The sequence below is a fragment of the Rhizobium ruizarguesonis genome (genome assembly GCF_012349115.1).
Lineage (GTDB): Bacteria > Pseudomonadota > Alphaproteobacteria > Rhizobiales > Rhizobiaceae > Rhizobium > Rhizobium ruizarguesonis.
On the sequence record NZ_PQIG01000080.1, the window covers coordinates 1 to 18,672 of the forward strand.

Annotated in this window: 18 protein-coding genes and 1 pseudogene; 13 read left to right on the forward strand and 6 right to left on the reverse strand. The window is 62.0% G+C overall.

Features of this window, described 5'->3' with window-relative positions; all coding sequences use genetic code 11:
- Window positions 1–211: 211 nt before the first annotated feature.
- From C3Y91_RS17975 to C3Y91_RS18030, 12 genes and pseudogenes are all read left to right on the forward strand, one after another.
- Window positions 212–739, forward strand: coding sequence for a hypothetical protein (locus tag C3Y91_RS17975; RefSeq protein ID WP_018072283.1), 528 nt, complete (start codon window positions 212–214; stop codon window positions 737–739).
- Window positions 740–836: 97 nt separating this feature from the next.
- Window positions 837–2,876 (forward strand): FUSC family protein, encoded by a 2,040-nt coding sequence (locus C3Y91_RS17980; RefSeq protein ID WP_168575653.1) that lies wholly within the window; start codon window positions 837–839, stop codon window positions 2,874–2,876.
- A 4-nt stretch (window positions 2,877–2,880) separates the two neighbouring features.
- A complete protein-coding gene (locus C3Y91_RS17985) occupies window positions 2,881–3,711 on the forward strand; it encodes an RNA methyltransferase (protein ID WP_018483700.1) in 831 nt (276 codons plus the stop codon).
- Entirely contained in the window at window positions 3,692–4,495 is an 804-nt protein-coding gene (gene murI, locus C3Y91_RS17990; protein WP_018492939.1) for a glutamate racemase, read from the forward strand. The genes C3Y91_RS17985 and murI overlap by 20 nt, the downstream gene beginning before the upstream one ends.
- A gap of 24 nt (window positions 4,496–4,519) precedes the next feature.
- Window positions 4,520–5,767 carry an MFS transporter gene (locus C3Y91_RS17995; RefSeq protein ID WP_029768121.1) on the forward strand — a complete coding sequence of 416 codons (1,248 nt, stop codon included), beginning with the start codon at window positions 4,520–4,522 and terminating at the stop codon, window positions 5,765–5,767.
- A 6-nt stretch (window positions 5,768–5,773) separates the two neighbouring features.
- Window positions 5,774–6,094: pseudogene (locus C3Y91_RS18000) on the forward strand (aspartate/glutamate racemase family protein); the annotation flags it as partial.
- Window positions 6,095–6,251: 157 nt separating this feature from the next.
- The gene (locus C3Y91_RS18005; protein WP_024321823.1) at window positions 6,252–7,766 is read left to right on the forward strand and encodes a helicase HerA domain-containing protein; all 1,515 of its coding nucleotides are present in this window, start codon (window positions 6,252–6,254) and stop codon (window positions 7,764–7,766) included.
- A 224-nt stretch (window positions 7,767–7,990) separates the two neighbouring features.
- Entirely contained in the window at window positions 7,991–8,608 is a 618-nt protein-coding gene (gene rpsD, locus C3Y91_RS18010; RefSeq protein ID WP_018072277.1) for a 30S ribosomal protein S4, read from the forward strand.
- A gap of 101 nt (window positions 8,609–8,709) precedes the next feature.
- Window positions 8,710–9,639 carry a glutaminase gene (locus C3Y91_RS18015; RefSeq protein WP_168575654.1) on the forward strand — a complete coding sequence of 310 codons (930 nt, stop codon included), beginning with the start codon at window positions 8,710–8,712 and terminating at the stop codon, window positions 9,637–9,639.
- Window positions 9,640–9,699: 60 nt separating this feature from the next.
- On the forward strand, window positions 9,700–10,569 hold the full coding sequence (ttcA, locus tag C3Y91_RS18020; protein WP_075225544.1) for a tRNA 2-thiocytidine(32) synthetase TtcA: 870 nt from the start codon (window positions 9,700–9,702) through the stop codon (window positions 10,567–10,569).
- A gap of 46 nt (window positions 10,570–10,615) precedes the next feature.
- Entirely contained in the window at window positions 10,616–11,443 is an 828-nt protein-coding gene (locus C3Y91_RS18025) for an inositol monophosphatase family protein (protein ID WP_024321821.1), read from the forward strand.
- A gap of 40 nt (window positions 11,444–11,483) precedes the next feature.
- A complete protein-coding gene (locus C3Y91_RS18030) occupies window positions 11,484–12,308 on the forward strand; it encodes an inositol monophosphatase family protein (RefSeq protein ID WP_024321820.1) in 825 nt (274 codons plus the stop codon).
- A gap of 23 nt (window positions 12,309–12,331) precedes the next feature.
- Here the strand turns inward: C3Y91_RS18030 and C3Y91_RS18035 are convergent, their stop codons facing one another.
- From C3Y91_RS18035 to C3Y91_RS18060, 6 genes are all read right to left on the reverse strand, one after another.
- The gene (locus tag C3Y91_RS18035; RefSeq protein ID WP_024321819.1) at window positions 12,332–12,805 is read right to left on the reverse strand and encodes a GNAT family N-acetyltransferase; all 474 of its coding nucleotides are present in this window, start codon (window positions 12,803–12,805) and stop codon (window positions 12,332–12,334) included.
- 74 nt (window positions 12,806–12,879) lie between these two features.
- Entirely contained in the window at window positions 12,880–13,746 is an 867-nt protein-coding gene (locus C3Y91_RS18040) for an alpha/beta hydrolase (protein WP_075225543.1), read from the reverse strand.
- Between the two features lie 77 nt (window positions 13,747–13,823).
- Window positions 13,824–15,104: a multidrug effflux MFS transporter gene (locus tag C3Y91_RS18045; protein WP_024321817.1), complete on the reverse strand. Its 1,281-nt coding sequence runs from the start codon at window positions 15,102–15,104 to the stop codon at window positions 13,824–13,826.
- 36 nt (window positions 15,105–15,140) lie between these two features.
- Window positions 15,141–16,346, reverse strand: a complete 1,206-nt coding sequence (locus C3Y91_RS18050) for a multidrug effflux MFS transporter (protein WP_032989250.1) — start codon at window positions 16,344–16,346, stop codon at window positions 15,141–15,143.
- A gap of 137 nt (window positions 16,347–16,483) precedes the next feature.
- A complete protein-coding gene (gene grxD, locus C3Y91_RS18055) occupies window positions 16,484–16,819 on the reverse strand; it encodes a Grx4 family monothiol glutaredoxin (RefSeq protein ID WP_018072268.1) in 336 nt (111 codons plus the stop codon).
- Between the two features lie 248 nt (window positions 16,820–17,067).
- Entirely contained in the window at window positions 17,068–17,298 is a 231-nt protein-coding gene (locus tag C3Y91_RS18060; protein WP_018072267.1) for a hypothetical protein, read from the reverse strand.
- 164 nt (window positions 17,299–17,462) lie between these two features.
- Here C3Y91_RS18060 and C3Y91_RS18065 point away from each other — a divergent pair, with 164 nt between their 5' ends.
- The gene (locus C3Y91_RS18065; protein WP_018072266.1) at window positions 17,463–18,644 is read left to right on the forward strand and encodes a hypothetical protein; all 1,182 of its coding nucleotides are present in this window, start codon (window positions 17,463–17,465) and stop codon (window positions 18,642–18,644) included.
- The last annotated feature ends 28 nt before the right edge of the window (window positions 18,645–18,672 follow it).

Below are 18,672 nucleotides of genomic sequence, written 5' to 3' on the forward strand. Positions count from 1 at the left end.
ATTGGCGACCTTGATCTTGTTCATGTATCTGCCTCGTTCGAGCTTCAATGGGGACCGGCGTCCCGGGTGGGTGATGTGATGAGGAGCGCTATAGCATTGTGATCAGGGAACGCAAAGCTGCAAGGGGCTCGACAATGCGTTTTTGCCGCCATTGCCAAGCGCCGGAAATTAGCTAGTGTCCGCCTCAACTGCCGCCCCCGGACATTCGACCATGAAGACAATCGCCGTTGTTATCGCAAGCCTTATCGCCTTTTCTGGTATCGGTCACGCCGCCGACTTCATTGCTCCGGTGAAGGAGATCATGGAGGCGACCAAGAGCAACTGGGCCGACAATAACAGCGACTGGACCGACATCTTCGACGCCTCCCGGCTCGGCCGTCTCTACAGCCGCGATTTCGTCGCGAAATACCAGGCGGCGGCGCAATTTCCCGCTGTCGACGACGACGGCATATCGCCCTTCGACTACGACGTCATCGTCAACGGCCAGGATGCATGCCCGCTTGAGGATCTGACGATGGCGGCAGCGCCTACGGTCAATGGGACGACCGAGGTGACCGTGCGCTTCCGGAAATCCGCCTGCACGGATGCGCCCGACGCCAAGGACACTACGACCGTTCGCTTCGAAGTGATCGAGGAGGCAGGCCAGCCCGTAATCGACGATATCGTCACCGAGAATATCGAGACGCAGGCCCGCGATTCCCTGAAGGCGACGATGGCGCTGATTGCCAAGGGCCAATAGGCGCGTAACATTCAAGAGCATCGGGATTCGAACTCGGGCGGTTTGATTTCCGCTCTTGCGGCGGTATCTGTTGATCCCTGGGCGGCATGAGGGGCTCTTGCATTTGTTTTCCGGTTTTCAGTTCCGCGACTGGCTGCTTGCCAACGATCCGGCGCTTTCGCGCCTGCGCATGGCTTCGCGGGTGACGCTGACGATCGTTTTCTCCTTTTTGGTCCTCCTCGCCATCCAGATGTTCATCGTGCCGTTGCCGACGGCGGCTTTCGGTCTTGGCATCGTGCTGTCGATCGAGGGTGGGGTGGCGGTTCGCGACAAGGGCAATACGCGACAACTGGTGACGCGGCTTTTCGGTTGCGTCGCAAGCCTCGGCGTCGTCGCCATCGCGGCGGGCCTCGAGGATCGCCGTTTTCTCTCCGATCTCGTCTTCCTGGTGGTGATCGCGCTCGCATCGGCGGGCCGCGTATTCGGGCCGCGCGGTTTTGCGATCGGCATGTTCGCCTTCACCTCCTATTTCATGGGGTCTTATTTCCGGCCTTCTCTTGCCGAGCTGCCTGATGTGGCGATCGGCCCCGTTGTTTCGGTGCTCTTCGGGCATTTGGTGAGAGCTGTGCTCCTGCCGGACGATTGGCGGCGCGACCTGCTGCGCTCGCTCGAAAGCGTGCGCGGCCGGATCAACCAGATCCTCTTCAAGCTCGCCGCCCTTGCCGGTGGCGCCGAGATCGGCGAAGCCGACAGGCAGGAGCTGCGTCAGCTGGAAGATCGGCTGAAGGAAGTGGTGCTGATGGCCGAAACCTTCATTCCAAGGCCGGCCGGCGGGGTTTTCGATGCCACCGCCGATCCCGCCGCAGAGCTGGCGATCCGGCTCTTCGATGCGCATCTTGCTGCTGAGAGCGCGATCGTGCTGAGCTTCCAGAGCCCGCCGCCCTTCGCACTCGTCCATGCGGTGATCGAGGCGGATGCAGCCGAACTTGCACCCTATAGCGCCATGGCGGAAGCCATCAGGGACGAGCCGCAAGGCGAAACCGTGCGGGCGCTTCTCTGGCTCGGCGAGGCGCGGCAGCAGCTAACGCAGGCGATCGGCGAGGGGCAGGCCTCCGGCTTTGCCGGCATCGATGCCGTCAAGGACACTGCGCAGTCTGAAAAGATCGACTTTTCCTTTGCCAATCCGCTGCTGCGGTCGGCGCTGCAGATCACGCTCGCCTCGGCGCTTGCCATGGGCTTCGGTCTGCTTCTGTCGCGCGAACGCTGGTTCTGGGCGGTGCTGGCCGCCTTCCTCGTCTTCACCAATACCAATTCGCGCGGCGACACGGCGATGAAGGCGCTGTCGCGCTCGCTCGGCACGGTGTTCGGGATCGCCATCGGCCTCCTGCTGGCGACGCTGATTTCGGGGCAGCTGGCGATCGCCATTCCGGTTGCGGCCGTCTGCATTTTCCTCGCCTTCTATTTCCTGCAGGTTTCCTATGCGACGATGACCTTCTTCATCTCGATCGTGCTCTGCCTGGTATACGGCATGACCGGGGTGCTGACGCTCGACCTGCTGCAGCTGCGCATCGGCGAGACCGTGATCGGCGCGGTGGCCGGAACGGCGGTCGCCTTCCTGGTCTTTCCGGCCCGTACGCGGGGTGCGCTCGATGCTGCACTTGCCCGCTGGTTCCAGGCGCTGGAGGACCTGCTGAACGCGATCGGTGAGGGCAAGAGCGGCTTCGAGCTGATCGCTCTGTCGCAGAAGATCGATGCCTGCTACCGCGACGTGACGGTGGCCGCCAAGCCGCTCGGCTCGTCCTGGTCGGTGGTGACGCGTCCGGGCCAGATCCGCCAGACGCTGGCGATCTTCCTGTCCTGCACCTACTGGGCGCGCATCCTGGCGAAGAGTTCCACAGCGCCGGCCGAGGCCGACGAGCTGAAGAGGCTGATCGCGGCGGATCTGGCGCTGATGAAGGATGCGGCCGCGCAAGGCTCGACCTGTTTCTTCATCGAGCGCAAGGCGTCGCGGACGACAGGACGGCATCTGCCGCTGTCGCGCGAGGGCGCCAGACTGGGGCTCGAAATGATCGGTTCGGCGCTGGAAAGGCTCTATCCGCAGGCTGATGTCTTGCCGTTTGCACCGGGCGAGGTTATTGCGCGCTCGAAACAGGGATAAGGTCATGGCAGGCACGAACAGCGAGCGTCAACTTCTGGCCGAAGGGCCGGCCATCATTCTGGTCGAGCCGCAGATGGGTGAGAATATCGGCATGGTGGCGCGTGCCATGGCGAATTTCGGCCTTGCTGAACTGCGCCTCGTCAATCCGCGCGATGGCTGGCCGAACGAGAAAGCCCTGGCGACCGCCTCCAAGGCCGATCACGTGATCGAGGCGACCAAGGTCTACGATACGCTGGAGCAGGCGGTCGCTGACCTCAACTTCGTCTATGCGACGACGGCGCGCGAGCGCGACGGTTATAAGCCGGTTCGTTCGCCCGTCATTGCCGCCGAAACGCTTCGGGCGAGGTTTCGCGCCGGCGAGGGCACCGGCATCCTCTTCGGGCGCGAGCGCTGGGGGCTGACCAACGAGGAGGTGGCGCTTGCCGACGAGATCGTCACCTTTCCCGTCAATCCGGCCTTTGCTTCGCTGAACATCGCCCAGGCCGTGCTGCTGATGTCCTATGAATGGATGAAGTCCGGCATGGAGGATCTCGGCGCCGTGCCCTTCCAGGCGATGGGGCAGACGCCCTCGACCAAGGAACAGCTGTTCGGCCTGTTCGACCAGCTGGAGGAGGCGCTCGATGCGCGCGGTTATTTCCACCCTGCCGGGAAAAAACCAAAAATGGTCGACAATCTCCGTGCCGTTCTATCTCGCCGGGCCTTCACGGAGCAGGAAATCAGCGTGCTGCGCGGCGTCATCTCCTCCCTCGACCGCTTCTCGCGCAAGAGCCCGCGCGGCGGCCGGTTCCCGACAGCGGCCAAGGAAACACCGCCCGATGACAGCGCCGACGCATGAGCTGAAACCCGTCCTCGTCTTCGATTCCGGCATTGGCGGGCTGACCGTCTTGCGCGAGGCGCGCGTGCTAATGCCGGAACGCGGCTTCATCTATGTGGCCGACGATGCCGGCTTTCCCTATGGCGGCTGGGAGGAACAGGCGCTGAAGGAGCGGGTGATCGGCCTCTTCGGCCGGCTGCTCGAAGAGCACGACCCGGAAGTCTGCGTCATCGCCTGCAACACGGCCTTCACGCTCGTCGGTGCGGATCTGCGCGCCGCCTTTCCGCAGATGACCTTCGTCGGCACGGTGCCGGCCATCAAGCCTGCCGCCGAGCGTACGCGCTCCGGCCTCGTTTCGGTGCTTGCCACCCCCGGTACGGTCAAGCGCGCCTATACGCGCGATCTCATCCAGTCCTTTGCGCAGCAATGTCATGTGCGGCTCGTCGGCTCGGAAAACCTGGCGCGCATGGCGGAGGCCTATATCCGGGGTGACGTGGTTTCCGATGAGGCGGTGCTGACCGAGATCGACCAATGTTTCGTCGAGAAGGACGGACAAAAGACCGATATCGTCGTGCTTGCCTGTACACATTATCCCTTCATGGCCAATCTATTTCGCAGACTGGCGCCTTGGCCGGTGGACTGGCTGGATCCGGCAGAAGCCATTGCCCGGCGGGCGCGCACACTCGTTCCGCAGATCGCCGATGCCGTTCACCCCGATAATTTCGACTTTGCCGTCTTTACATCCGGCAATCCCGATTTTGCGACGCGCCGACTGATGCAGGGTTTCGGTCTCAGCACGCGATAAGGCACTGCGCGCTTTATTTCACGGATGTCATCGCGCAACATCTCTGTGGGGAATCGCGGGCGGGTGTTTGCCGCTCAAGACATAAAGGGATGCGCCGTGCCGCTGCAAAGACTTGTCATGCTGATCTTCTTTCTGCAGCCGATAGCCTTTGGCGCCTGGTTGCCGCGCATTCCTGATATCCAGGCGAAGCTTGAACTCGGCACCGCCGATCTCGCCGTCGCACTTCTGGGATTGCCGATCGGCACGCTGATCACCCTGCCGTTTGCCGGCCGCCTCGTCTCGCGCATCGGCGGGCGCATGGCGATCATCTATGGTTTCATCTTCTTTCTTGCCGTGGTTTCGCTTCCAGCCTTCGCGCCCAGCGCCATGCTTCTATTCTTCGCCTTGATTGTCGTTGGGGTCGCGCTTTCGACGGTGGAACTCGGCATGAATGTCGAGGCCGATGTGACGGAGAAGGCGACGGGGCTGATCATCATGAGCCGCTGCCACGGCTTCTGGAGCTTCGGCATCATGGCCGGCAGCCTGATCGGCGTTGGTGCCATAGCCATCGGGCTTTCGCCGCACTGGTCGATCCTGATCACGGCGATCGTCATCCTGCCGGCTGCGCTGATTGCCAGCCTGCGCCTGCCGAAATTGCCGGAAAGTCACCATGCGGAGAATTCGCAGGCAATGACCGGCTTCAAGCTGCCCAGTCTTGCTCTGCTCGGGATCTGCGCCTTCGTCTTCGGCGTGACGATGACCGAAGGTGCGATCGCCGATTGGTCGGCGGTCTATCTCCGCGATGTCATGAATGCAGAAGGCGCGCAAACCGGCCTCGGTTATTCAGTTTTCGCTTTCATGGTTGCGGCGGGGCGCTTCAGCGGTGATTACATGAAAGGCCGTTTCGGCGCGGTTGCCATTGCCCGTGGCTGCGGCATCGCCTCGCTTGCCGGCATGCTCGTCGTTCTCCTTGCACCGGCGACGCCGCTTGCGCTACTCGGCTTTGCCGCAGTCGGTGTCGGCGTCTCGGTCGGGTTTCCGCTTGCGGTGACGGCCGTCGCTTCGCTGCCTGACCGCCCGCCCGCTTCAAGCGTTGCGACGCTCTCCTTCGCAGCCCTGACCGGTTTTCTCATCGGGCCGCCGATCATCGGCTTTCTCGGCGAACTCTTGGGCTTGCGCGCGGGGCTTGCGGTCTTGCTGGTACCGCTTTTCGTCAGTCTGCTCTGCACACGTTTGCTGATTCCGACGCAGAAGGACATGGCGGGCGACCTCGTCGAGCGCGAGGCAGTGTGAAGCCTTATCCGCGGCGAGACCGTCTCCGATGAGGCCGTGCTTGCCGAAATCGATCAATGCTTCGTCGAGAAGCGCGGACGAAAGGCCGATATCGTCGTACTGGCCTGCACGCATTACCCCTTCATGGCGAACCTATTCCGGCGACTTGCGCCCTGGCCGGTCGATTGGCTGGATCCAGCCGAGGCGATCGCGCGCCGTGCCCGCGCGTTGGTGCCGCAGGTGGCCAATGCCGTGCATCCCGACAAGTTCGACTTCGCGGTGTTCACCTCGGGCAATCCGGATTTTGCGACGCGGCGGCTGATGCAGGGGTTCGGGTTGAGGGCGTGACGATCGTTTCAACGGCCGGAATTGTCTTAGGGGAATTGTCCTGTGGGTTGGTGAAATCCGGTCCTGAAAGACGATGCATTCTTTGATAGACGGGGCGCTGCCGTTTCGGAAGAATGGCGTTTCGTTCATGTGAGTCTTTTCGCCGCGAGGATCAGCATTGCAGGTTGGTATCGATATGGGATTGGCGTCCGGCAGCCCGGCGACGCTCGATATCGAGGAGCTGCTGGCGACCCGTCTGCTCGTGCAGGGCAATTCCGGATCGGGCAAGTCGCATCTGCTGCGCCGCCTGCTCGAACAGTCGGCGCAATGGGTGCAACAGGTCATCATCGATCCCGAGGGTGATTTCGTCACGCTTAGCGACAGGTTCGGCCATGTCGTGGTCGACGGCGAGCGGACCGAGGCTGAGCTTGCCGGCATCGCCAACCGCATTCGTCAGCATCGCGTTTCCTGCGTGCTGACGCTCGAAGGCCTCGATCTCGAAGACCAGATGCGCGCTGCCGCCGCCTTCCTCAACGGCATGTTCGATGCCGATCGCGAATACTGGTATCCGGTTCTCGTCGTGGTCGACGAGGCGCAGATGTTTGCGCCGTCGGTCGGCGGCGACGTCTCGGAAGATGCGCGCAAGATGTCGCTCGGCGCAATGACCAACCTGATGTGCCGCGGGCGCAAACGCGGCCTTGCCGGCGTGATCGCGACGCAGCGGCTTGCCAAGCTCGCCAAGAACGTCGCCGCCGAGGCCTCGAACTTCCTGATGGGCCGCACCTTTCTCGATATCGACATGGCGCGTGCTGCCGACCTGCTCGGCATGGACCGGCGCCAGGCCGAGATGTTCCGCGACCTGAAGCGCGGCAATTTCGTCGCTCTCGGACCGGCGCTATCGCGCCGGCCGCTGCCGATCCAGATCGGCGCGGTGGAGACCTCGGCGCGCTCTTCCAGCCCGAAGCTGATGCCGCTGCCGGATGCGCCTCAGGATGTCGAGGATCTGATCTTCACGCCCGATCCGGAGGAATTCCAGCGCCCGCTGGTGCGCCGCGCCCCGCCGGCGCCGCGGCCGACGACCGATATTCTGGCCGAACTCTCGCGCTCGACGCCGGCGGCATCGGCAGCACCTGCCGAGGCGAGGGCGAGCCAGGTGGAAGTCTCCGCCGAGGAGCGGGAGGAGCGCCTTGCCGGCGTACTTGCCGAAATCCTCGACGATCCCACCTCCGCCTTCCGTACCGATTCGGTGCTCTACCAGGATTTTCTGGTAAGGCTCCGCATGCGCCGCGTGCCGGGACCGCCGATCGCGCTGCCGGATTTCCGCCGGCGCGTGGCGATCTCGCGTTCCGGCGTCGATGCGGCAACCGCCGCGACCGATGCCTGGGCGACGGCGCTGTCGCTGTCATCAGGTGTCACCGACGACCTGCAGGGCGTCTTCCTGATGCTCGCCAAGGCTGCCGTCTGCGGCGAGCCGTGCCCGTCGGACGCCCGCATCGCCCGCGCCTACGGCACCCATTCCGCCCGCCGCGCACGGCGTCTGCTCGGCTATTTCGAGGAGCAGGGCATCGTCGTCGTGCACGCCGATTTTTCCGGCAAGCGGATCGTCGCTTTCCCGGACATAGACTGCCAGACGGTGCCGGGCGACGCCAACGCACCTGATGCTGGCGGGGACCAAGCGCTGGCGGCGGAATAGTGGCGCTTTCGGGGTTTGCCGCTGTTGACATTTTCATGACGGCCCTCTAAAGACCGCCGCAAGCACCGGGCAGCAATGTCCGGTGTTTCATTTGACATGTCCCGTGGATCGTTCCTGTTCGCTAACCGGAACATCCTGTCAGATCTCGGCAGAGATCAGAGGAGGGCGTGTTTCCTTCGTGCGGTTTGGCAACAAACCGTCATAAACCTTTGAAAGGAAATACGATGAGCAAGCGCGAATCGTCCAAGTACAAAATTGACCGCCGTATGGGCGAGAACATCTGGGGCCGTCCGAAGTCCCCGGTGAACCGCCGCGAATACGGCCCGGGCCAGCACGGCCAGCGCCGCAAGGGCAAGCTTTCGGACTTCGGTGTGCAGCTGCGCGCCAAGCAGAAGCTCAAGGGCTACTACGGTGACCTGCGCGAAAAGCAGTTCCGCGCGATCTTCGCCGAAGCCGACCGCCGCAAGGGCGACACCTCTGAAAATCTGATCGGCCTCTTGGAATCGCGCCTCGACGCGATCGTCTATCGCGCCAAGTTCGTTCCGACGGTCTTTGCTGCCCGTCAGTTCGTCAACCATGGCCACGTCACCGTCAACGGTGTGCGCGTCAACATCGGTTCTTACCGTTGCAAGGCTGGCGACGTCATCGAAGTTCGCGAAAAGTCGAAGCAGCTGGTGATCGTTCTGGAAGCAGTCAGCCTCGCAGAGCGCGACGTTCCCGACTACATCGAAGTCGATCACCACAAGATGGTCGCAACCTTCGGCCGCGTTCCGACTCTCAGCGACGTTCCGTTCCCGGTCGTCATGGAACCGCACCTGGTCGTCGAATTCTACTCGCGTTAATGCATTCGTCTCGCAGTCGAACCGATTGCGAGACAACAGCATGCGCCGGTATACGGAAAGCCGCTCTTTCGAGCGGCTTTTTTGCGATCTGGAGAGAAGCAATGGCAGATTTGCAGGCGACCCTCGATAGCATCTACGCCGATATCCAGCCGCGGATCGGCGAGGGCAAGGTCGCGGACTATATTCCCGAGCTCGCCAAGGTCGACCCGAAGCAGTTCGGCATGGCGATCGTCACCGTCGACGGGAAAGTCTATCGCGTCGGCGATGCCGACACCGCCTTCTCGATTCAGAGCATATCGAAGGTCTTCATGTTGACGCTGGCGCTCGGCAAGGTCGGCGAGGGGCTGTGGAAGCGCGTCGGGCGCGAACCCTCCGGATCGGCTTTCAATTCGATCGTCCAGCTCGAGCACGAGAGCGGCATCCCCCGCAACCCCTTTATCAATGCCGGTGCGATCGCCGTCAGCGACGTCGTCATGGCCGGCCATGCGCCGCGCGAGGCAATCGGCGAGCTGCTGCGCTTCGTGCGTTATCTCGCCGATGACGAGTCGATCACCATCGACGACAAGGTGGCGCGCTCGGAAACGCAGACGGGATACCGCAATTTCGCGCTTGCCAACTTCATGCGCGCCTACCGCAAGCTCGACCATCCCGTCGACCACGTGCTCGGCGTTTATTTCCATCAATGCGCGCTATCGATGAGCTGCGAGCAGCTGGCCCGCGCCGGGCTGTTCCTGGCGGCGCGCGGCAGCAATCCGACGACCGGCCATTCGGTGGTCTCGCCCAAGCGGGCGCGTCGCATCAATGCGCTGATGCTGACCTGCGGCCATTACGATGGCTCGGGTGACTTCGCCTATCATGTCGGCCTGCCCGGCAAGAGCGGTGTCGGCGGCGGCATCTTCGCGGTGGCGCCGGGCATTGCTTCTATCGCGGTGTGGTCGCCGGGGCTGAACAAGGTCGGCAATTCACAGCTCGGCGCTGCGGCATTGGAGATGCTTGCAGCGCGTACCGGCTGGTCGGTTTTCGGCGATTGACGCTGTGTTGCCAGGCGGGTTTCTGCTAGAGCAAATGTGGAATTTCTGTAGGACGAAGCAATGAATATCGCAGCCAACATCGCCGATGATTTGGAAACCGGCGAAGCCGACACCAGCGGCCATGCGCTGTTTGCCGATGCGCCGCGTTCCGTCTCCTTCAACAAGCTGCGTAAACGCCTGCTCCGGCAGGTGCGCCAGGCCTTCGACGATTTCGACATGCTGAAGGGCCAGAAGCGCTGGCTGGTCGGCCTTTCCGGTGGCAAGGATTCTTACGGGCTGCTGGCGCTGCTGCTCGATCTCAAATGGCGCGGCCTGCTGCCGGTCGAACTCATCGCCTGCAATCTCGATCAGGGACAGCCGAATTTTCCGAAGCACGTGCTGCCGGATTATCTCACCAAGATCGGCGTCCGCCACCGGATCGAATATCGCGACACCTATTCGATCGTGAAGGAGAAAGTGCCCGAAGGCGCCACCTATTGTTCGCTCTGTTCGCGGCTGCGGCGCGGCAATCTCTACCGCGTCGCGCGGGAAGAGGGTTGCGATGCGCTGGTGCTCGGTCATCACCGCGAGGACATTCTCGAAACCTTCTTCATGAATTTCTTCCACGGCGGCCGGCTCGCCTCGATGCCGGCGAAGCTTCTGAACGACGAGGGCGATCTGATGGTGCTTCGGCCGCTCGCCTATGCTGCCGAGGACGACCTCGCGAAGTTTGCTGTCGCCATGCAGTTTCCGATCATCCCATGCGATCTCTGCGGCTCGCAGGACGGGCTGCAGCGCAATGCGATGAAGGACATGCTCGCCGATATCGAGCGGCGGATGCCGGGCCGCAAGGATACAATGCTGCGGGCGCTTTCGCATGTGAACCCGTCGCATCTGCTCGACCCGAAACTCTTCGACTTTTCCACCCTTGGTGTCACCGATCCTTCATGAAAGGCCGGCTATGCAGGCTGGCTATTGAATGAAGGCAGGATTTCGCATGATTATTTCAGACCAGGATATTCTCTTTCTCGGCGATTGCGTCCGGGAGACGGCGCGCGCCGAAATCATGCCGCGTTTCCGCAATCTCGGCGCTGCCGATGTTTCGGAGAAGACTTCGGCAATCGATCTGGTGACGCAGGCTGACCTGCTTGCCGAACACCGGATCACCGCGGCGCTGAGAGAGCGCTTTCCCGCAGCACTGGTCGTCGGCGAGGAGGCTTATGACGCCGACCGGTCCGTCGTGCCGGCACTTGCCGATGCCGAGCTCGCCTTCGTCATCGACCCTGTCGACGGGACGTTCAATTTCGCCGCCGGGCTTCCTGTCTTCGGGACCATGTTGGCGGTGACCGTGAGGGGCGAAACGGTCGCCGGCATCATTCACGATCCCGTTCTCGGCGACACAGTGACCGCGATCAGGGGGGCCGGCGCCTTTCTGACGCGTCGGGACGGGCAGTCGACAAAGCTGAAGGTCGCCGAGCCCGCTAGCCTGAACCAGATGGTCGGCGGCCTGTCATGGAGCCACATGGACGAACCGGATCGCGCGCGTATCTGCGCCAACATGGCGAAGATCCGGATGACCTTCGCCTTCAACTGCTCAGCCTACGAATATTGGATGGTCGCCTCCGGCAAGATGCATTTCATCGGCCATGCGAAGCTGATGCCCTGGGATCACCTGGCCGGCGTGCTCGCGCATCAGGAGGCCGGCGGTCATACGGCGAAATTCGACGGCACGCCCTATCGCCCCGGCGAGACGACGGGTGGCATCATTTCTGCGCCCGACCGGGAGAGCTGGCAGCTCATTCGGCGCGAGATCGTCGGCATCTGATTCAGGCTTCTCCTGAGAGACCTAAGCGTGAGGATTTGACATGACTTCGACTGTCGACGTGACCGTTCTGGCCGATCTGCTGCGCCGCGCGGCGAGGGCAGAGATCCTGCCGCGCTTCCGCCGGCTTGGTCAGGACGACGTGCGCGCCAAGAGCGAGGCCACCGATCTCGTCACCGAGGCCGATGAGCAGGCCGAGCGGATGATCAAGGCGGAAGCTGCGCAACTCTGGCCGAGCGCACTGTTCCTCGGCGAGGAATCGGTTGCGGCCGATCCTGATTTGCTCCGCAGCCTCGAACATGCCGATCTCGCGATCGTCGTCGATCCGGTCGACGGCACCTTCAATTTCGCCGCCGGCATCCCGGCCTTCGGGGTCATGGCGTCCGTTATCTCCGCCGGCGAGACGGTTGCCGGTATCATCTACGATCCGATGGGCGACGACTGGGTGATGGCCGAAAAGGGCGGCGGCGCCTGGCTGCGGCGGCCGGATGGCGGCGCCGAGCGGCTGTCGGTCGCAGCTCCGGTCGAACTGGAGCACATGGTCGGCATGGCCTCGACCGGCTACCTGCCAAAGGAGAAGCGCGCCGAGGTGCTCGGCAATCTCGCCAAGGTGCGCTTCCTCACCAATTACCGCTGCGCCGCCCACGAATACCGCACCTTTGCCGGCGGGCATGTGCATTACCTCATGTACAACAAGCTGATGCCCTGGGATCACCTTGCCGGCACGCTGATCTCGCAGGAGGCAGGCGCCTATGCGGCGCGCTTCGACGGCTCGCCCTACCTGCCGCATCATCTCGATGGCGGGCTGCTGATTACCCCCGACAAGGCCTCCTGGGAGGTGCTGCGGCGTGAGGTGTTCACGGTCTGAACAACCGCTCGACCTGCCGCATATTACTGGTAGAGCTTTTCCATGAGAAAGTTTTCCAGGCCTTGCCGACGCTTCTCGACGATTTGCTGCGTTATGACGCGGAAGCCTTTGCGCTCAAAAAACGGTCGGGCCGTTCGGCTGGCTTCGGCATAGATTCGGCTAACCCCCAGTTTCAGGGCTTCGTCTTCGACCCTGCTCAACAGCCGACTTGCGATTCCAAGCCCCTGGAACTCGGGGTGCACAAACATCATGTCCAGGCATCCGTCGCCGGTCAGGTCGGAAAACCCGACAGGCTGTCCGTCAAATTCTGCGATCCAGGCAGGCCTGCTTATCCTTCGCTCTGCCCATAGTTCGCGATCTTCCACCTTTGCCCAAGCCTGTATTTCAGCGGGTGAGTAGTCTTTCGACGCGACCTCTCGAATGGCGCGCAGAAAAATTTCAATCGTCGCGTCCACGTCGCCTGGCGCGTAAGGCCTGATCAGAATTCGGTCGTCCATCGAGGGTGCCTTTCGCGCACTGCCGCGCCAATCCGATGGATTGAACCATCGATCAAATCACTGCAGCGCTCACGCTATAGCATCTCAAGAATATGTTCCCACGCGAGTCGTCCCAATTGGGCGTCGGCCTCGTCACTTCCACCATGAGCGCGCAGCGATGATCGAGGAGTCGTTTCGCCCGGCAGCAGAATGCGATGGCCCGCATCTTCTCCCAAGACAAGCTGGGTGAGTAAGCCCGAAGCTGCGCGCCTCCGAACAAGTGACACGGCAAATTTGTTTGATGGCCAGAGCGCGTCGTCGCATCCTGCTACGAGCAGAATTTCGGCATTCGTTTTCTCCAAAGGGATAGCCGCTGCGTCGATCTCAGACTCGTGCATATCGAGACATCTTTCGAACAGATCCCTATAGGCGATCAACCCGTCTCTGTATTCCCGCACCCATTCTGGGTCTGACGAAACAAAAGGAAGCGGTGTACCTCGCAATGTCCACGACGAGCGCTCGGGCCAGCTGATGCCATCAAGCCCCGGACCAATATTTCCCCAGACGACTGAAGAAGGGCTTATTGCCACGACCGCGCTGATGCGCGGATCGTATACCGCTGTGAGCAGCGCAGCTTCGGCGCCTTTCGATGTCCCCACCAGGACGATGCGTTTACAACCGAGTTCGACCAAATAATCAGTGGCAGCGAAGAAGGTTTCCAGCGGCACCTCGCAAATGCCTGGCACCTGACCTTCGCCGCTGAACCAGCGAAGAGCGATTGCCGTTGTGCCTTGGCTCGCAAACAACCTGGCGCGGGCCACATCGACCCGGCCACTGGAGCCGCCGAGTACAACAACGCCAGTGCCGGTATCTGGTTTGACTTGAAATATCTCACCCTGCAATGGCGGGGGGAGACGTTGATATTCTGCATCCAAAACCAGGCTCCTTCTTCCAGGGGGCATCCAGATTTAGGAACGTGCCGAGTTTGCCATCTAATGCAATGCTGCCGGGGACCAACCGCTCCGGCAGATTTCCCATTTCAGAAGTGAGCAGCACCCGGATCGAGCTGCGGGCTGTCGCCGGGGTGGGTGAAGAGCTTGCCGTTTTCGGCCCAGAGGGTGGCTGCGATCGTCACCGCGCCGAAGAGCGCGAAGCCGCCGAAGAGCGGCTGCACCGTGCCATTGAACATCTGGCCGACCAGGCCGCCGAGGATGGCGCCGGCCGTCGTCGAGACGAAGCCGGTGATGGCGGTGGCCGTGCCGGCGAGATTGCCCATCGGCTCGAGGCTGATGGCGGTGAAATTGGTGGCGATCAGGGCAAACATCATCAGCACGACGGTGAAGATGCCGTAGGCGATGGCGAAATCCGGCTTGCCGGCCAGCGAATGGAAAAAGCCGATAGCCGACAGCGCCGTGAAGATCAGCAGGGCGGCGTGCGAGATGCGGCGCATACCGAATTTGCGCACGAAGAAGCCGTTGGCGAAATTGGCGACGGCGATGCCGCCGGCGGTGGCCGCAAAGGCGATCGGTAGCCAGTCGCCAAGGCCATAGACCTCGCCGAACACCTGCTGCACCGAGATCACATAAGCGCTGATGACGCCGGTGAACATGGTGAGGCCGATCATATAGCCGCAGGTGATGCGGTTTGTGAGCACGGTCCTGAAGCCATCGACGACAGAGCCGACCGACAGCGGCAGCCGCTCTTCCGGCGGCAACGATTCCTTCAGCCGCAGGAGAGCCCAGACGAACAGGATGGTGGCGATGATGCCGAGCAGGATGAAGATCCAGTGCCAGTTGGCATAAAGGATGATGAGTTGGCCGACGGAGGGGGCAACGATCGGCACGATCATGAAGACGATCATCACATAGGACATGACACGGGCCATTTCGCGGCCACCGAAGCAGTCGCGTACCATGGCCATGGTCGTTATGCGCACAGCAGCACCGCCCACGCCCTGAACGAAGCGCATGACGAGCAGCATTTCGAAGCTGCCGGTTGCTGCGGCGGCAAACATTCCGACAACGTAGCAGGCGAGGCCGCCGAGCAGGATGTTGCGGCGGCCGAACGTATCCGAAAGGCTGCCGAAGAAGATCTGCGAGACGCCGAATCCCAAGAAGAACACGCCGATGATCAGCTGCGCGTCGTTGGTATTGGTGACGCCGAGAGAATGGCCGATATTGGGCAAAGCCGGCAGCATGCTGTCGATTGCCATGGCAACGCTGGCGGTCATGATGGCGATGGTGACGACGAATTCGCCAAAGCCCATGCCGATGCGGCGGGAGCCCTGGTTTTCCTGGTGCGGTTTATGCGGCGGCGTCATGTTATTGAGATCCCGGATGCGAGGGAGGCCGGCCGTTCAGACGGCCGGGTTCTGCTGTTGGAAGAGGCGGCCCTTCTCGGCGATCAGCACAAAGACAAGGCCAATGATCGACACAAAGAAATAACCCGCGACCATCGGCAGCGCGGTGCCGTCGAAGGCCTGGCCGATGCCGGCGCCGATGAGGGCGCCGCCGACCGTGCTCATGAAGCCGAGGACCGAGGAGGCGGTGCCGGCGACGTGGCCGAGCGGCTCCATGGCGAGCGAATTGAAGTTTGAGCCGATCCAGCCGAACTGGAACATGGCAAGGCCGAAGAAGGAGATGAACAGCGCGAAGGGCATCGGCTCAGTGCTCGCCATCTGGACGATCAGCCAGATGGCGTTGATGGCGACGAAGCCGAGCAGCGAGCCGTGCGACAGGCGGCGCATGCCGAGCTTGCCGACAAAGCGTGAATTGAAGAAGGACGACAGCGACATGAAGATCGCCACGCCGGCGAAGGCGAAGGGGAAATAGACGCCGAGATCGTAAATGCCGACATAGACCTGCTGGGCCGAATTGATGAAGCCGAACAGCGCGCCAAAGATGAAGGTGCTGGCGATGGTGTAGCAGAGCGCGACGCGATTGGTCAGCACCAGCTTGAAGGCGCCGAAGATCGAGCGGGCGGTGAAGGGACGGACATTGGCGGGATGCAGTGTTTCCGGCAGGCGGAGATAGGCCCAGACGGCAATACCAGTCGCCATGGTGGCGATGAAGAGGAAGATCAGGTGCCAGTTGCCGAAGAACATGACGATCTGGCCGGTGCCGGGCGCAATGACCGGTACGATCATGAAGACCATCATGATCAGCGACATGACTTCGGCCATCTGCCGGCCGCCATAGATGTCGCGAACGATGGAGACGGTGATGACGCGGGTTGCTGCCGAACCGACGCCCTGGACGAAGCGCAGGGCGAGCAACCCTGCAAAGGTCGGCACGAAGACGATACTGATGGCGGACAGGATATAGATGACGAGACCGATCAAAAGCGGCGTGCGGCGACCGAAACGGTCAGAGAGCGGCCCGTAGAACAGCTGGGCACAGCCGAAGCCGAGCAGATAGGTGGAGACGACGAATTGCCGGTGATTTTCGCTCTCGACGCCGAGGCTCGCGCCGATCTGCTGCAAGGCCGGCAGCATGATGTCGATCGCCAGAGAGTTGACGGCCATCAGGAAGGCGGCGAGCGCGATAAATTCTCGCTTGCCCATGGGCAGGCGGCCCGCGGACACGGCTTGTGATGAATCTGTCACAATGAAATTCCCATAAACAGGCTAAGGCGCTGCTTGCCGCAGCGCCTCGGACTCAAGATACAGATTTGGAAACCGGGCGGACGCCCGGTGACCGGTCAAGAGGCGGCGCGCACCGCGATGCCGTTTTCCTGGAGATGCTGCTGCAGTTCACCAGCCTGGAACATTTCCCGGACGATGTCACAGCCGCCGACGAACTCGCCCTTTACGTAGAGCTGCGGGATTGTCGGCCAGTTGGAATATTCCTTGATGCCCTGGCGGATTTCCGAATCGGCGAGCACGTTGACGCCTTTGTAGTCGACGCCGATGTAATCGAGAATCTGCACGACCTGGCCGGAGAAACCGCACTGCGGAAACTGCGGCGTGCCCTTCATGAAGAGGACGACGTCGTTGCTCTTGATTTCGTTGTCGATGAATTCGTGAATGCCGCTCATGGGACCTAATCCTTTCAACAGGTGGGTTAAAGGCCCACCGTTTCAATCGTTGCCTTTAGATAGCATGCGACAGCAGGAATTCCAGCCGCCCGAACCAAAAAAATACCAATTCCGGCGGGCCGTTGCCGGGGCTGTTGCCGTCGCGCTACTGCACATCAAAGCGCTACAGCTTCCTTTGCGCGCCTCAAAAGACGCAGCGGCGCTGCAGCGGAGCAGAATTCGTCCGAACGCTCACATTTCATCGTACCTTAGCTACGTCGCTGACGGCTGCGGCCGGCGGCGGTGCGGCGCTTGCTGACTTGTTTCCGGGGAGGCTTGGGTTTGGCCGAGGTCGCCTTGCGCGCAGCTGTCGTCGTCGCGGCGGGGTGTGTCTTACGCCTCTTGCGCTTCGTCGTGGCGCGGCCGGTGGTTTTCTTCAGGATCTCCTTCAGCACGCTGTCGACGACGCCTGATATCAATTCTTTGACTAGGTCGGCCACAAAACCCCTCCGTTCGTGATGGAAACGACATGGATACTATTGAATTCCGGAAGAGTTCGGTTAGCAAGACGGCTTCGAGACCATAGCTGCTTTTTTGCCCTATCAGTGGCGCAGCAGCCGGATCGCACCAACATGCCGGCCATTCGTCCGGCCGGAAGAGTGGAATGAAACTGATCGAGAAGCGGGTCGTCCTGCATTTCACGGGCTTCGAGCCGCTCGACGGCGTTGCCCACAGGGCACGCTACGAGCGTTCGGCCAGGCAGAGTGCCGCCGTCTGGGGCTATTCGGTTGAGACAGGGGCAGCGGACGAGGGGAGTGATCCGGTCAGTTTCGTGGTCACGACGGGTGAGAAGGCCACAGCGCCGGAGGCAGGGGCCGGTTCCCCCGGCTGGCAGACGAAGAGCCGGATCCACATGGTCGATCACGATACCTTGGTGCGTAGACTGCGCAGCGGCAACACGCTGAGCCAGATCATTGCAGGCTTCCGAAGCTGCGCCGAGATCATGCTCGAAGGAGGCATGCGGGGATATTTCCGCCACGCCTGGCGCTTCGGCCTGTTCTTCCTCTTCCCGTTCCTGCTGACGGCGCTGGCGATCGCGCTGACGGCGCAGATCGCCATCATGCCCTATGGTCTCGGCTTTTCGCCGTGGCACATGCTCTGGAGCGCGCCGCTGGCGCTCTGTTTCTTCATCTTCGCCTTCCTGCCGTTTTCCGAACGCTTCCATACGCTGCATCTCTTCGCCGATTGGGCAATGGCCGTGGCGCTAGGCCGTATGGACCGGAAAGATTTCAACGACTGGCTGGAAGAGCGGGCCACTGCCGTGCGCAAGGCGCTTGACGAAGAGGCGGACGAATATGTGATCTCCTCGCACAGCATGGGATCGAGCGTCGCCGCCCATGTCATCGGCATATTGCTGGAGAGGGAGCCGGAGATCTTCAAGGGCAAGCGCGTGGTGTTTGCCACACTCGGCAGTGCCATTCTGCAATGTGCGTTGATGTCATCGGCGACACTGCTTCGCGCCCGCGTCGGGCTGATCGCCCGCTGCCCAGAGATTTCCTGGCTCGACGTGCAGTGCCTGACGGATTCGATCAATTTCTACAAAGTGCCTGTCGTCGCCGTCTCTTGCCATCGGGATGCGCCTGAGGCGAAGATGATTCTGATCCGCGTCAAGCAGATGCTGACGCGCGAACACTACCGCAAGATCCGCAAGGACCAGCTACGCGTCCACCGGCAATATGTGCTTGGCCCGGACCTAAAGGCGTCGTTTGATTTCACGCTGATGACCGCGGGGCCGATGCCGGCCTCGGTCTTTGCCAGTCCCGATGAAAAGAGAATGCCCGGCTGAGGGCCGGGCATCGTCCATCCAGATTGCG